The following is a 12,955-nucleotide window of genomic DNA, read 5'->3' on the forward strand; positions in this document are numbered from 1 at the left end:
CCTCCCGGGTCGCGGCGGAGCGGATCTGCGGTATCCAGGCTAGGACCGGTGGTGCCGGCGCTCAACAGGTGGCCGAGCCGTGACGCCCCGGGGCACGAGGGCGCCCACCGGGGGCTCGGTCCCGCCGGGCGTCCGCTGCGAGCAGCCCCCGCCGCTCAGCGGTGAGGGCGCCAATGTCCTGGCGGATCGCCAGGCGCCGACCGGTGGGCACGCGCACCTGCGGGCCGTGGCCCGGGGCCAGGACCTCGAAATCCACTCCGGAGAGCAGCGTGCGAGCCGCGTTCTCGGCGGTGGTGGGGTCGTGGTGGAACGGGGCGGGCAGCAGGTGCGGCACCCCGTCCGCCGTGGTGGTCCGGTGCCCGGTGACCACGGCGTCGCCCGCGGCGAGGATCCCGGTGTGACCGACCAGGTAGGCGGTGTGCCCGGAGGTGTGTCCCGTGGTGGCCACCGGCCGCGGGGAGCCGGGCAGGTCCAGCACCTCCGTGGCCGGGCCGAACGGGGTGACGGCGCTCTCCTCGACGGTGACGTCCTTCAGACCCCCGGCGCGCAGGGCGTGGAGGGACCATTTCGCCCAGCCGAGCGAGCACGCCGCGCGGGGCAGGGACTCCTCCGGGCCGATCTGCTCCCGGGAGGCCCCGGTGATGTTGGGGATCTCGGCGGCCGCGCAGTGCACCGGCACCCCGGCGGCGATGTAGCGGCCGAGGGTGCCGATGTGGTCGCCGTGGGCGTGGGTGACGACCACGGCCTCGGGCAGACCGGTGGCGCCGGCGGCGTGGATGGAGGCGTCCACCAGGCTCCGATCACCGGGGTAGCCGCAGTCGATCAGCGTGTAGGACGCCCCGTCGCGCAGGATCAGCCAGTTCGATCCCGGGCCGGTGACCAGGGTGGTGCCGTATCCGAGGTCGTGGGTGTTGGCGGCGGTGATCCAGCGGGTCATGGGATGCGGGGCTCCTGGGGGACGTCGGGGTGTTCCGACTCCAGTCTGCGCCCCGTTCGCTCCTCCCGGTCGGAGGGCGCGTCGTCAGGATGCTCGGCACGTCGGCGGACCGGCCTGCCCGCGTCGGCTGGAGCTGAACGCTGCGCCTCGTGCGGACGCCCCTGGAGGAGGTGCGGGGGCCCACCGCGACCCTGCGGCCGGTGTGCGGCGGGTCCCGGCCCGGTCTCAGTCCGTACACCGCAGGGCGAGCACAGTGGAGTCGTCGTCGAGACCGGCGGACCTGGCGTAGCCGGCGCACCGTTCGACCAGCTCTGCGGCCGTGGCCGCCGTGGCGTTCGCCGCAGCGGCGCTCGCGATCCCCTCGTCGATGCCGGCGAAGTAGTCGAGGAACCCGTCGGAGACCACCAGCAGAGTCTCCCCGGCCTCCAGTGCCGTGGTGTGGATCCGCCACTGCGCCCCGGGCACTGCGCCCAGGGGCGGTCCCGAGGTCTCCAGGCGCCGGTGGGTGCCGTCGGGGCACAGGACGAGTGCCAGACCGTGACCGGCGTCCACGTACTCGAGCACACCGGTCGTGGAGGACAGGCGGGCGGTGAAGACGGTGACGAAGGCTCCGGCTTCCTCCAGCAGCGGGTCCAGGGCCCCGGTGGCACGGGCGATCGCCTCGGCCGGCTCGTTGTACTGGAAGGTCCCGCGCAGCACCGCGCGCGCCGAGGCGGAGAGCAGCGCCGCCGGGATGCCTTTGCCCATCACGTCGGCCAGCGTGAGCTGCAGCCGGTCTCCGTTGCGGAACCAGTCGTAGAAGTCCCCGCCGATCGACTGCGCGGCGGTGCAGCGCCCGGCGATCTCCCACCCCGGAAGCGCTGGATCGGTCTTGGGCATGAGCATCTGCTGGATCTGCTCGGCGCGGTCGAGCTCTCCCTGGGCGGCGAGCTCGCGTTCCACCCACCCGGCCAGCTCGGCCAGCAGGCGCCGCTCCCGGTCGGTGAGCTGCCGGGGCTGATGGTCGACCAGGCACAGCGAGCCCACGGCTTCCCCACCGGGGGCGTGCAGTGGCTGCCCGGCGTAGAAGCGCACCGGCGGATCGGCGGTCACGAACGGATTGCCGCGGAACAGCTCCTCGACGGCCGCGTCCGGCACGACCAGCGGCGCGTCACGGGCGACGGTGTGGCTGCACAAGGAATCGGCGCGCGGGGTGTGCACGAGGCCCGGCAGCCCGGCTTCGGCCTTGGTGAACTGGCGCTCCGCATCGATCAGGTTGACCGCGGCGGCGGCCACCTGGAAGACCTCCCGCGCGATGCGGACGACACGGTCGTAGCGCTCCTCCCGCGGCGTGTCCAGGATTCTGAGGTCGTGGAGGGCCGCGACCCGCGCCTGTTCCTGCTGATCGATGTGCATGCGCATAGGGCCCACGCTACCGACCGATGTCGCGCGTGCCGCGCCGCCACGTCGACGGTCTCCGCCATGGGCCTCGACTCGGCGACGCCGGCGCGACGCTGCTGTGCCGCGGGGCCCGGCTGGGAAGCACAGGCCGTTGTCACACCTGCGCTGAGGACCGGACGGGCGGTTGGACCGGCCCGGTGACGGGCGGCAGTTCGATGTCACTGCTCTGGTGGTGACTGGCCTGACCCTCGCATCCATGCGGTGGCTGCGGCCACGCTTCCGGCCAGGGAGCTTGGACGGCAGGACGTGTTGACCGGAGGTGGTCACCTCGCAGCTCATCGGATGCGAGACGCCTTGTGTCGGGTGGTTCGTCAGGCGGTCGGGGGGTGGGGCCGGCGGTTCGTGCTGCCCCGGAGCTCGGTGCTCGGCAGCCGGCACCAGGAGCGTGGTGCCGGGCTGCTCGAGGTCCAGCTCGGTGGTTCCGGTCTCAGGGTTGCGGGGCCGTGGTGGCGCGCAGCACGGCCACGAGGAAGTCGCTGTCCTTCGAGAACGGCCGCAGGTCCCAGGTGGACAGGAGCAGGTCGGGCACCAGCCCGGCCCGCTCGGCGTCGGTGAGGAACTCGGCGAAGGGGTAGCCGCGCCCAGCACCGAACCCGACGACCGCGCGCCCTGCCGGACTCAGGTGCTGGTGGAAGCGCCGCAGCACGTCGGTGCGCGTGCTCGGCGCCAGGAAGGTCATGACGTTGCCGGCGCACAGGATGATGTCGAAGGGCTCGGGGATCCCGCGGACGGGCAGGTCGAGTTCGGCCAGATCTCCGATGATCCACTGGGGGCCGGGGTGGTCGGTGCGGGCGGCGGTGATGAGGGTGGGATCGACGTCGACCCCGACGACGGTGTGCCCGGTGTGGTGCAGGTAGCCGCCATTGCGGCCGGCTCCGCAACCGGCGTCGAGGATCCGTGCTCCGCGGGGAACCATGGTGTCGATCATCCGGGCTTCCCCGACGATGTCCTCTCCGGCGGCGGCCAGGTTCCGGAACCGGTCGACGTACCAGGCCGAGTGTCCGGGGTCGGCCTGCACCTTGGTCATCCACACGCTTTGTTCCACCACCCCGTCAGGGTACAGGTGAAGCCGTGCCCACCTCGGCTCCTGGCCTACCGCCAGGCCTCGCCCTCCGGAGCCAGGAGGCATGAGGGTCCTCAGCAGTCCCGTCACCGTGTATCCGCCGAGGCCTCCTAGGCCGGCCCCGGCAGAGCGCATGGGCGGGGCGGGGCGGACCTTGGAAGGCAGCGCATTCCCCGGAGCGGGCGAGGGGGCCCGAAGGAGTGCGGTACTGCTGCGGCCCGGTGTGGCGGTACCGCGCTGACCTCACGGCGGACCGTCGTCGGCCGCGTACTACAACTCACGGAGCTGAGCGGAGATGCGGCCGCGGTCGGAGGCCTGGTGGCCGTGCTTCTGTGCCCAGGCACGGATCGCCAGGGGCTCGGCGACATCACCGCCGGAGCTGCGGGCGGTCCTGGTGTGCTTGCGGCGCCCCATGTCGTTGGCCTTGCAGGAGGCGGCAACGAACGCGCCCGGCGCCTTGCCCAGCCGCTGGGCGCTGGCGGCCGACAGGTCGATCCCGTAGTCGCGCCCGTCCAGGGCAAAGGTGACGGACGGTCTCATCAGCCGGGACGCCGTCGAGGTCGTCCGTCAGCTGGATCCCGACCTTCTGGGCCCTGAGGGCCGTTCCTTTCGTTATCTCGCAGTGAGGGAGGGACGCCGTCTGGAGCGCAAAGCCAGGTGCCGGTGGCGGTCGAGGGCGCCGGCTCGACGGTCAGTCGGCTTCGGTGGTGGTGGTGGTCTCCTCGTCGTGGACCTGGACCGACAGATTGACGCCCTCCGAGCGGTGGGGATCGCGCCCGAACGGATCTATGTGGACAAGAGGTCCGGGGCCACCGCCGACCGCCCCGGCCTTTCCGCAGCGCTGGCCTACGCCCGGGAGGGCGATGTGATCGTGGTGCACACCCTGGACCGGCTCGGGCGCACGGTGCGCGACACGTTGAACCTGATCCAGGATCTGGCCGAGCATGGGGTTGGGGTGCGCAATCTGGCGGACCCGATCCAGGTGGACTCCACGAACCCGAACGATCCGATGGCGCAGCTGGCGGTGGTGCTGCTGGCGCTGTTCGGGCAGATGGAGCGTACCTACACCTTGGAGCGGGCCGCCCATGCAAGGGCGGTGGCCGCGGCCGAAGGCCGGCGGATTGGACGGCCCTCGGTGGTGGATGCGGACAAGCTGGCCTGCGCGGCGCATCTGCGCGAAGCCGGGCACACGATGGCGGAGATCGTGGCCAAGACGGGGATCACTCGCACCACCCTCTACCGCCACCTCCCGCCCCGGCCGGCCGAGGCGGTGACGGCCACGCCGGTCACTGCTGCCGAAGCCCAGCGGGAGTCGGTCGACTGACCAGACCGCCGAGGTGGTTGCGGGCAATGAGCTTCGGGTTCACGGCGGCGCTGTCTGCCCGGGCCTGGGTTCGTGGGCACTGGGGTGCATACACGCACCGACGCAGCCGCACCCCGATCCCTCCGGCGGTCAGCATGGAATGACCGTGGACGGGGATCTGGCGTCCCAGCTGAGCGAGCTGGCCCGGTCCCTGCAGGACGAGGAGGACTTCGAGGCCACCTTGGCCACCATGGTCGCCGCGGCCCTGGACCTGATCCCCGGGGCGGCGGAGGCCTCGATCTCCGTGGTCGAAGCCCGCAGGACGATCAGTTCCCACGCCCCGTCCTCCGCCCTGCCGGCGGCCGTGGACCGGATGCAGCAGAAGGCCGGTCAGGGCCCGTGCATGGACGCCGCCTGGGAGAAGAAGGTCGAGCGAGTCCCGGACTTCTCCGTCGAGGACCGGTGGCCTTCGCCGACGCCCAGCAGATCAGCGGCCTGAAAGAGGCCCTGGCCACCCGGGATCTGATCGGCCAGGCCAAGGGCATCCTGATGGAGCACTACAAGATCACCGACCAGCAGGCCTTCCTGCTGCTCACCCGGGCCAGCTCCCGCACCACCACCAAACTCCGGGCCGTGGCCGAACACCTGACCACCACCGGCAACCTGCCCGGCCTGCGGGACACCGCCCTGCATCTGGCCACCCCGTACTCCGTCGGCGAGCGATGAGCCGCGGCCGCAGCCCGGCGCGGGGGAGCGGCGCATCCACTGGCGGGGAGAGAGCGCTCCGAGGGCCGCCCAGCGCCGTCGAGAGCGTCGAGAGCGTCGCGGGCCGGCCGGCCGCGGGACCTGCGGGCCGCCACGGCCGAGGGTGCCCGTCCACCGGACGGGCACCCTCGTCGATCACGCCACGAACTCAGCCGCGGGGGCGGGGGTCCTAGTCGTCGTCCTGCTCGAAGAGGACCTTGACCCACTTCTTGTCGACCGTCTTGACCGTCTTGTCGGTCTTGTCGGTGTACCTGGCGTCGCGGTAGTACTTGTGCCAGTCGCCGCCGTCGGCCTTGTCCTTGGCGATGGAGGCGGCCTCCTTCAGCTCCACGTCGTAGTACCTCTTGGACTCCCACTCACCGTGGTGGCGGTACTTCACGATGACGTCGACCTCGCCGTTCTTGCGCGCGTCGTCGTCGTCCTGCTTGAAGAGGACCTTGAGCCCCTTCTTGTCGACCGTCTTGACCGTCTTGTCGGTCCGGTCGCTGTACTTGGCGTCGCGGTAGTACTTGTGCCAGTCGCCGCCGTCGGCCTTCTCCTTGGCCATGGAGGCGGCCTTCTTGAGCTCGACGTCGTTGTACTCCCTGACCTTCCACTCGCCGTGGTGGTAGTACTTCACGACGACGTCGACCTCGCCGTTCTTGCGCTCGTCCTCGTCGTGGTGGCTGTGGCCGCCCTTGTCGTGCCCGTTGTCGCCCCCCGCGAACGCCGGAGCGGAGAAGCCGCTCACCACCAGCATGCCCGCCAGGGCTGCGCCGGCCAGAGTGTGCCGCAGATCTTTCATGGTGTTCCCCCTCGTGAATGAACCTGATTCCCCAAGGTGAATCCGGTGGGATCAGGCTAGGAGCGGCACATTCATGTGCACCAGTAAATTTCTTAAAGTTAAGAATTGCCGATGCGAATGCTGTGAAGGGAGGACGCGGTGGCACAGACCGTGCGCGGCCGTTCCGGCGGCTCGGCCGGCGCGGGCCCACCCCGGTCGTCGGGGTGCTGCTGCACCGTCCGTGCGACGGTGCAGGTCACAGCGGCCTTCCGGGTGGGTGCGGGTCCCACGCGGAGGGGACGGTCGGGGCAGTCCGTCACGTCGCAGCCGTCTCGCGGCGTCGCCGGAACCCGTGCCCGGCGGCGGCATCCTGACCGCGTGATCCGATATTGCGAGCGGGTGCACCGCCGCGTCCGATCAATAACAAGTGCAAATGCAGGAATTTGCAAAGAAATTCGGATCTTTGGACAAATGCAACGTGCACCGTTCGGCCTTGGATGCACGGGAGCCGCCTCCGGCAAGGACGCCGGAGAGGGAACTCGTGTGTGGTGCGCCCGAAGGTGTCCGGTGTCAGTGGATAGGAAACAGCTGTCCTGGGACATCGGAACCACCGCTCCTACCGTGCGGGAGTGCAGAAGAACCAAGCGACCATCCTGGCGGTGGTCGCCGGGGCGATGTCCCAGGCCGAGGCCGCCCACCGGTTCCAGGGCAGCCGCTCCAGGGTGTCGGAACTGGTGGCCCACTACCGCGCCGAGGTCACGGCAGCGTCCACGCCTGGCTCCCGAGCCGCCCAGCACCACCCCAATGCGATCCCGGCCCCGACGGTTCAGACGAGCCTGTCCACCCGCCGGCCCTGGTGGCAGCCGGTCATGACACCGACCCCAAGACCCGCACCGCACACCTGGCCCGCGCCGCTCGGGGCCGAAGCGGCGCTGTGCGATGCCGTGCAGGACACCGGGTGATCGGATCTCGTAGGCCGAAGGCGATTGGGGTTTGAACACCTCCCGGTAGTGAACCTATGAACGGTGCACTGACTGACGCTGCATCGGGTGGTGTGCACCCGCGGGCGAGACGAAGTCTTAGAAGCTGTCGGTGCGTTGGTGCGTATCGCAGGTCAAGGGATGCGAGACGTCTCGTCACGAGAATTTGCCCCCGCATGTTTCCGCGGTTCGGTCTGTCTCGCATCCTTGTGCTTTATCCATACCCCTAGAATTGGCTACTCAACGTTGGTTGCGAGACAGATGGAGTGAACTTGGGGAAGCTGATCGGGTACGCACGAGTGTCGACGCGCCAGCAGGACGCCGACCGTCAAGTGTCTGACCTTCTGGATGCCGGCGTGCGGCGCGATGACGTGTATGTCGACAGTGGAGTGTCTGGAGGGCGCGCGTCCCGTCCGGCCTTCGATAAGGCGGTGGCCGCCCTCGAGGAAGGCGACACCTTGGTCATCACCACGCTGGACCGGTTGGGTCGGTCGACGCAGAATATGCTCGCCTTCGCCGAAGCGCTGCGGGGCAGGGGAGCGGGGTTGCGGGTGCTGAACCTCGGTGGGGGAGACGTGGACACGGCCACTCCTATGGGGTCGATGGTCTTCACCGTCATGGCCGCCCTGGCGCAGATGGAGTTGGAGATCAAGCGGGAGCGGATCACCGACTCGGTGGCTAAACGTCGGGCCGCCGGCAAGGACCTGGGTGGCCGCCGCCAGACGTTCACCGACTCCCAGATCCGCAACGCCCTGCGGCTGATCGAGGGCGGAGAGCCGGCCACTCAGGTGGCCCGCGATCTCGGGATGTCCCGCGCGACCTTGTACCGGCGGATCCGGGAGCTTCCGCAGACAACGACCATCTGAGCTCTTAGCGGGCGGCTTGTGTGCTCTCCCGTTGGATGTTGCGGTAGATCGTTCCCGTGCGGGCATCGTCGTTCGACGACACATGTGCTGTTCCTAAACCGTGTCCTGTGGATCGGTGGTGGGCTCGATGGACCGGGTGCTCGCTGCAGCGGGTTGGGGTCGGCTGCTCACGAGCGCGATGCCGCAGAACACCAGGGCTCCACCCCCGAGCTGGGCCAGGGACAGGGAGGCGCCCATGGCCACGCTGATGAGCACGGTGAAGACCGTGATGAGGTTGAGGAACACCCCGGCCCTGCCGGCGGGGACCCTGCGCAGAGCCATGTTCCACAGCAGATAGGAGCCCACGGAGGGGAAGATGCCGATGAACAGCAACGACCACGCGGCCTCGTGCTCTTGCGGCCAGTGCACACCGGACCACAGGGCCATGGGCGTGAGCACGACCGCGGCGAGCACGGCCTGCACTGCGGTGGAGGCGATCGGTGGTGAACCGGTGAGGTGGCGCCCGAACAGCGTGTAGAGGCTCCAGACGAGGATCGCTGCGAGCATCAGGGCGTTGCCGCGGTTGATCTGTAGGCCGAGCACGGCCGGGAGGTTGCCGTCGGTGAGGACCACGAGCACCCCGAGCAGCCCGAGCAGGATGCCGGTGGCCGCACGGGGCCTGATCCGGTCCCGGAACAGCGCCAGGGCGCACAGGGCGATCACCGCGGGGTTGGCCGCGTTGATCAGTGAGGCGTCGATGGCGCTGGTGTGCCGGAGAGCTCCGTAGAGGAGAAGCGTGTAGGCGATCATGCCGCTGAGCGACAACCCCAGGTGCACCGGCCACCGCCGCCACACCGCGCCCCAGTCCGGGCGCTCCACGACCTGGGCGATCACCAGCAACGGGACGGCGGCAATGACCCAGCGCAGGTAGGTGAGCTCCAGCGGATCCATCGTTCTCACCGCGAAGGCGCCCACGACGTAGTTTCCGGCCCAGAACAGCGTTGCCAGGATCAGCGCCAGCACCGGCCCCACCGCCTCCGCCCGGCCCGCGTTCACCTCCGGTCCCTGTCCGGCTGCCCAGAAGCCCCTGCACGAGAGGCGCCCTGACCCTGATCGTCAGTAGCTATTGCCCACGATGGTGCTGCTGTCATCGGGTGTTGTCCTCCTGCTATTAGCCCACGAACGGGACCGGCCCGGCCGGTGCGCTGGTCCCGGCGACCCAGCCTAGGACCTGGCCCCTCAACAGGCGGGGCGGCTGGGATGGACAGACCCCTGACGGCAGCTCACGGGTTTACATATGGCCAATTAGCGGTGGACGAGCCTTTCAGATGTCACGAGTCCGTGCGGCGGTCCTGGAGTCGCCTGTCGATACGTGGCTGGCCCCCAGTCCCCGCAGGATCGTCTCGAGCCCCATCTCGAAGTCCTGTTCGTCCATGGCGTCCTGCTCTTCACTGGAACGGCCGGCAATCGAGGTCCGGGTTTGTTGAGCGGCGACGGACCCGAGGGTGTATCGGATCAGGGTGAGCGCACCACCGCGGGCTTTGTCGTCAGGCAGACCGAGGACGCGAAGCAGGGACACGAGCTCTGTTGTCGGCGGGAGGGTCTCCGACCCCAGGGCGTGAGCAACCGCGACGACATCGGCCCCGTCGCGGATTTCCAGGATCGCCAGACGCAGGGCGGTCACGAGCTCAGTGGGGGAGTCCTTGTCCCGGACCGGCTCGAGCATCCGCTCGGCGAGAGCCAGCAGCAGCGTCTGCTTGTCGGTCACGTGCCAGTAGAGCGCGCCCGGCTGAACGCCCATCTCGCGGGCGAGTCGGCGCATCGTGAGATCACCCAGCCCGTAGGTGCGCAGCAACGCCCATGCCGCGTCCACCACGGCGGTGCGGGTTAGAGACACCGGGCCTCCTCGAGGAGCGAGATGAACCGGGTCAGTCTACGGCGCGGCGTGCCGGCCTGCTGTCCGGCCGACGTCAGCGGGGACTCGGATTGACCAAGTATTGAACATCGTTCAATACTTGAACAGTGTTCAACTAACGTTCGGGCCCGAGGAGAGCCAGGCCTCCCGGTGGCGCAGTGTGCGGTGGAGGAACGAGATGCGGCGGCATGCCCCTGTGGGGTCTGTGGTCACGCACCGTCCGTCCGTGGTGCCGAACGCAGAGGAAGAATGCACCTCGGCACGATGCCCTGCCGAGGACTACCAGGGAAAGAGGACCCGCAAGATGTCGGTCGAACGTTCGATGTGGGATCCCTCCCGTGGTGAGGTGCCCGTGATGTCTCCGGCGCCCCAGCACCCGGGCATCCGCCTGACGGGCGTCACCGTCACCCGGGAGGGCCGGGACATCCTCCGGGACGTGGACCTGACCCTGGACGAGCACCGGATCGCCGTGATCGGGCTCAACGGCTCGGGCAAGAGCACCCTCGTGCGCCTGCTCAACGCGCTGGTGCTGCCCACCCGCGGCACGGTGCAGGTGGGCGGGCTGACCACCGCCCGGGACGCCAAACGGATCCGGCGCCAGGTGGGGTTCGTGTTCCAGCACCCGGAGAACCAGATCGTGATGCCCCTGGTGGCCGAGGACATCGCCTTCGGCGTGCAGAACCTCGGGCTGCGCGGTGCCGAGCTCACCGACCGGGTGGAGGCGGTCCTGCAGCACCTGGACATCGCCCACCTGCGCGACCGGGAGTCCTACACGCTCTCCGGCGGGGAGAAGCAGATGGTCGCCCTGGCCGCGGTGCTGGTGATGGAGCCCTCCACCGTCGTCTTCGACGAGCCCACCACCATGCTCGACCGGCGCAACCGCCGCAGGCTCCAGGCCACGATCGACGGCCTGGACCAGCGGGCGATCGTGGTGACCCACGACCTGGACATGGTCGAGGCCTACGACCGCGCCCTCGTGGTCCACGAGGGCCGCATCGCCTTCGACGGCGACCCCGGCCGGGCGCTCGAGTTCTACTGCCGGATCAGCGACTCGTGACCGGCGCCAGCCCCGCCGGTCCCCTGGCCGCGGTCCCGGCCGGGCCCAAGTTCGCGGTGCTCTTCCTCGCCAGCATCGCCCTGTACGCGGTGCCCGGGCTCCCGGCGCAGATCGGCTTCTTCGTCCTCGCGGTGGCGGCGGTGCTGCTGACCCGCACCCCGCTGCCGCGGCTGGCGCGCATGCTGGCCGGGCTGTTCCTCGTCGTGGGGATCGTCGCCGTCACCCTGGTGCTGACCACCGGCTGGGAGGCCGCCGCGGTCTCGGCCCTGCGGCTGCTCAGCCTCTGCTTCCTCGCCTACGCCGTCACCCTGAGCACCGCGTTCAGCGAGATGCTGGCCCTGTTCGAGACCCTGCTGCGCCCGGCCCGGCACCTGGGCCTGAACCCGGCCCAGATCAGCCTGGCCCTGTCCATGACGATCCGGTTCATCCCCGAGATCCGCACCCAGTACCTCGCGATCCGCGAGGCGCAGTTCGCCCGCGGCCTGCACCACCGCCCGGTCGCCGTGCTGGTGCCCCTGCTGGTGCGCACCCTGGAGTCCGCCCAGGAGATCTCCGCCGCGATCGACGCCCGGTGCTACGACTCCGCCCCGCCGGGCCCGCGCCCCGCTCCTCCCGTGTCCGACTGACCTCCCGTCCCGCCCACCCGAAGGATCCCCATGGCCGCCGAGAACCCGCAGACCACCCAGAACACCGTCCTCGTGGCGGTCTTCGCCGCCCTGATCGCCGCCCTGGGCCTGGTGCCGCCGATCACCGTGGGCATCATCCCCGTGCCCATCACCCTGCAGACCCTCGGCGTGATGCTCGCCGGCGCGCTGCTCGGCCCGGTCCGGGGCATGCTCTCCGTGGTCGTGCTGGAGGTCCTCGTGCTCGCCGGGCTGCCGCTGCTGGCCGGCGGCCGGGGCGGGCTCGGGGTGTTCCTGGGGCCGACCGGCGGCTACGTGCTCGGCTGGATCCCGGCCGCCCTGGTCATCGGCTTCCTGGTGCAGCACTGGGCGCTGCGGCAGGCCCGTCCCGCGGCCCGTTTCGCCGCCGTCCTGCTCAGCACGGTCGTGGGCGGCATCGGCGTGGTCTACGCCTTCGGGGTGCCGTGGACGGCCGTGGTCGCCGGGCTGCCGCTGTCCACGTCCTTGCTGGGCTCGCTCGTGTTCGTCCCCGGCGACCTGCTCAAGGCCGTCGTGGCCACCGCCGTGGCCCTCAACGTCCACCGCAGCTACCGCCGTCTGCTCGGCGGCGTGCAGACCACTTCTCGCTAACGGCCGGCACACGCGTCTCGCCGCACCTGCAATAAAGTCCCGACCACCTGCAAAGCGGTCAATGCGCAACTTTACATATGGCCGGCTACCGGACACTGCCCGTGGGAACGACGATGCAGATGAGGTTGGTCATACGCCGCGGGTTGCCACGGGCGAAGAGCGGGACCGGGGAGAGCCCTCCTGTGGTGCCGGAGGACGAATCCGAGGGCTCCGTGCACGGCTCCCGGGATCCGGTTGACGCCGTTCACCACGCCATTGATGACGCCACCCCCAGGCGGGCGTCATCTTTTCCGCGCACAACGCCCTCGACGACGCCCTGGTCTTCCGCCGGGACATCACTGAGCCCACGATGAGGGCCGGGCGGCCGGCCGTCACAAACTGTCACAAACCCGGCCCGACGTCGGCCGAAGCGGCCGAGCGCGACCGCCCGGCCCGAATATGTCCCGACGTGTGGTTTTGTGACAACCGACCCCACCGTCCGTTGGACTATAGAGCCGTCCATCGAGTGGGATGAGCGCACCACACCATCCAGAGCGGCCGAGAGATCTGGCTCGACGACGCCGCAGCAACCAGTCAGCCGACCCTGGGACACCGGGACCGGCGGGCACGGTGCTACCGCCAGGACCGATGGAGG

The 12,955-nt window shown here is 70.0% G+C and carries 15 protein-coding genes and 1 riboswitch; of the genes, 8 read left to right on the forward strand and 7 right to left on the reverse strand.

Annotated features, from left to right (window positions below):
- Positions 1 to 61 precede the first annotated feature (61 nt).
- From AYX06_RS01560 to AYX06_RS01575, 4 genes are all read right to left on the reverse strand, one after another.
- Positions 62 to 937, reverse strand: a complete 876-nt coding sequence (locus AYX06_RS01560) for an MBL fold metallo-hydrolase (protein WP_062733788.1) — start codon at positions 935 to 937, stop codon at positions 62 to 64.
- A 225-nt stretch (positions 938 to 1,162) separates the two neighbouring features.
- Positions 1,163 to 2,338: a PP2C family protein-serine/threonine phosphatase gene (locus tag AYX06_RS01565; protein WP_062733790.1), complete on the reverse strand. Its 1,176-nt coding sequence runs from the start codon at positions 2,336 to 2,338 to the stop codon at positions 1,163 to 1,165.
- 466 nt (positions 2,339 to 2,804) lie between these two features.
- On the reverse strand, positions 2,805 to 3,404 hold the full coding sequence (locus tag AYX06_RS01570) for a class I SAM-dependent methyltransferase (RefSeq protein ID WP_198161408.1): 600 nt from the start codon (positions 3,402 to 3,404) through the stop codon (positions 2,805 to 2,807).
- Positions 3,405 to 3,710: 306 nt separating this feature from the next.
- On the reverse strand, positions 3,711 to 3,980 hold the full coding sequence (locus AYX06_RS01575; protein ID WP_232319366.1) for an Lsr2 family DNA-binding protein: 270 nt from the start codon (positions 3,978 to 3,980) through the stop codon (positions 3,711 to 3,713).
- Positions 3,981 to 4,167: 187 nt separating this feature from the next.
- Here AYX06_RS01575 and AYX06_RS01580 point away from each other — a divergent pair, with 187 nt between their 5' ends.
- The 3 genes from AYX06_RS01580 (at position 4,168) to AYX06_RS20350 (ending at position 5,469) form a co-directional block, all read left to right on the forward strand.
- Positions 4,168 to 4,764, forward strand: a complete 597-nt coding sequence (locus tag AYX06_RS01580; RefSeq protein WP_062733795.1) for a recombinase family protein — start codon at positions 4,168 to 4,170, stop codon at positions 4,762 to 4,764.
- A gap of 145 nt (positions 4,765 to 4,909) precedes the next feature.
- Positions 4,910 to 5,242 (forward strand): hypothetical protein, encoded by a 333-nt coding sequence (locus AYX06_RS20345; RefSeq protein WP_232319367.1) that lies wholly within the window; start codon positions 4,910 to 4,912, stop codon positions 5,240 to 5,242.
- Positions 5,206 to 5,469, forward strand: coding sequence for an ANTAR domain-containing protein (locus AYX06_RS20350; protein ID WP_062733799.1), 264 nt, complete (start codon positions 5,206 to 5,208; stop codon positions 5,467 to 5,469). Before AYX06_RS20345 ends, AYX06_RS20350 begins: the two co-directional genes overlap by 37 nt.
- Before the next feature lie 208 nt (positions 5,470 to 5,677).
- Here the strand turns inward: AYX06_RS20350 and AYX06_RS01595 are convergent, their stop codons facing one another.
- On the reverse strand, positions 5,678 to 6,292 hold the full coding sequence (locus AYX06_RS01595; RefSeq protein ID WP_062733802.1) for a hypothetical protein: 615 nt from the start codon (positions 6,290 to 6,292) through the stop codon (positions 5,678 to 5,680).
- Positions 6,293 to 6,900: 608 nt separating this feature from the next.
- Between AYX06_RS01595 and AYX06_RS01600 the strand changes: the two genes are divergently transcribed.
- Together AYX06_RS01600 and AYX06_RS01605 are read left to right on the forward strand one after the other, a co-directional pair.
- On the forward strand, positions 6,901 to 7,233 hold the full coding sequence (locus AYX06_RS01600; RefSeq protein ID WP_062733804.1) for a hypothetical protein: 333 nt from the start codon (positions 6,901 to 6,903) through the stop codon (positions 7,231 to 7,233).
- A 290-nt stretch (positions 7,234 to 7,523) separates the two neighbouring features.
- On the forward strand, positions 7,524 to 8,117 hold the full coding sequence (locus AYX06_RS01605; RefSeq protein WP_062733806.1) for a recombinase family protein: 594 nt from the start codon (positions 7,524 to 7,526) through the stop codon (positions 8,115 to 8,117).
- A 93-nt stretch (positions 8,118 to 8,210) separates the two neighbouring features.
- Here the strand turns inward: AYX06_RS01605 and AYX06_RS01610 are convergent, their stop codons facing one another.
- Together AYX06_RS01610 and AYX06_RS01615 are read right to left on the reverse strand one after the other, a co-directional pair.
- Positions 8,211 to 9,152, reverse strand: a complete 942-nt coding sequence (locus AYX06_RS01610; RefSeq protein WP_232319368.1) for a DMT family transporter — start codon at positions 9,150 to 9,152, stop codon at positions 8,211 to 8,213.
- A gap of 268 nt (positions 9,153 to 9,420) precedes the next feature.
- Entirely contained in the window at positions 9,421 to 9,993 is a 573-nt protein-coding gene (locus AYX06_RS01615; RefSeq protein ID WP_062733808.1) for a TetR family transcriptional regulator, read from the reverse strand.
- Positions 9,994 to 10,366: 373 nt separating this feature from the next.
- Here AYX06_RS01615 and AYX06_RS01620 point away from each other — a divergent pair, with 373 nt between their 5' ends.
- From AYX06_RS01620 to AYX06_RS01630, 3 genes are read left to right on the forward strand one after another with little or no spacing between them, the layout of a single operon-like run.
- Positions 10,367 to 11,068: an energy-coupling factor ABC transporter ATP-binding protein gene (locus AYX06_RS01620; protein ID WP_232319369.1), complete on the forward strand. Its 702-nt coding sequence runs from the start codon at positions 10,367 to 10,369 to the stop codon at positions 11,066 to 11,068.
- On the forward strand, positions 11,065 to 11,694 hold the full coding sequence (locus AYX06_RS01625; RefSeq protein WP_062733810.1) for an energy-coupling factor transporter transmembrane component T family protein: 630 nt from the start codon (positions 11,065 to 11,067) through the stop codon (positions 11,692 to 11,694). The genes AYX06_RS01620 and AYX06_RS01625 overlap by 4 nt, the downstream gene beginning before the upstream one ends.
- A gap of 30 nt (positions 11,695 to 11,724) precedes the next feature.
- Positions 11,725 to 12,321, forward strand: coding sequence for a biotin transporter BioY (locus AYX06_RS01630; RefSeq protein WP_062733813.1), 597 nt, complete (start codon positions 11,725 to 11,727; stop codon positions 12,319 to 12,321).
- Positions 12,322 to 12,842: 521 nt separating this feature from the next.
- Positions 12,843 to 12,955: riboswitch (SAM riboswitch) on the forward strand.

It is taken from the genome of Kocuria turfanensis (genome assembly GCF_001580365.1).
Classification (GTDB): Bacteria; Actinomycetota; Actinomycetes; order Actinomycetales; family Micrococcaceae; genus Kocuria; species Kocuria turfanensis.

Excerpts from the sequence above, each read along its gene's own strand:
- AYX06_RS01560 (WP_062733788.1), bottom strand. The coding sequence starts at position 937 with ATGACCCGCTGGATCACCGCCGCCAACACCCACGACCTCGGATACGGC.
- AYX06_RS01565 (WP_062733790.1), bottom strand. The coding sequence starts at position 2,338 with ATGCGCATGCACATCGATCAGCAGGAACAGGCGCGGGTCGCGGCCCTC.
- AYX06_RS01570 (WP_198161408.1), bottom strand. The coding sequence starts at position 3,404 with ATGACCAAGGTGCAGGCCGACCCCGGACACTCGGCCTGGTACGTCGAC.
- AYX06_RS01575 (WP_232319366.1), bottom strand. The coding sequence starts at position 3,980 with ATGAGACCGTCCGTCACCTTTGCCCTGGACGGGCGCGACTACGGGATC.
- AYX06_RS01595 (WP_062733802.1), bottom strand. The coding sequence starts at position 6,292 with ATGAAAGATCTGCGGCACACTCTGGCCGGCGCAGCCCTGGCGGGCATG.
- AYX06_RS01620 (WP_232319369.1), top strand. The coding sequence starts at position 10,367 with ATGTCTCCGGCGCCCCAGCACCCGGGCATCCGCCTGACGGGCGTCACC.
- AYX06_RS01630 (WP_062733813.1), top strand. The coding sequence starts at position 11,725 with ATGGCCGCCGAGAACCCGCAGACCACCCAGAACACCGTCCTCGTGGCG.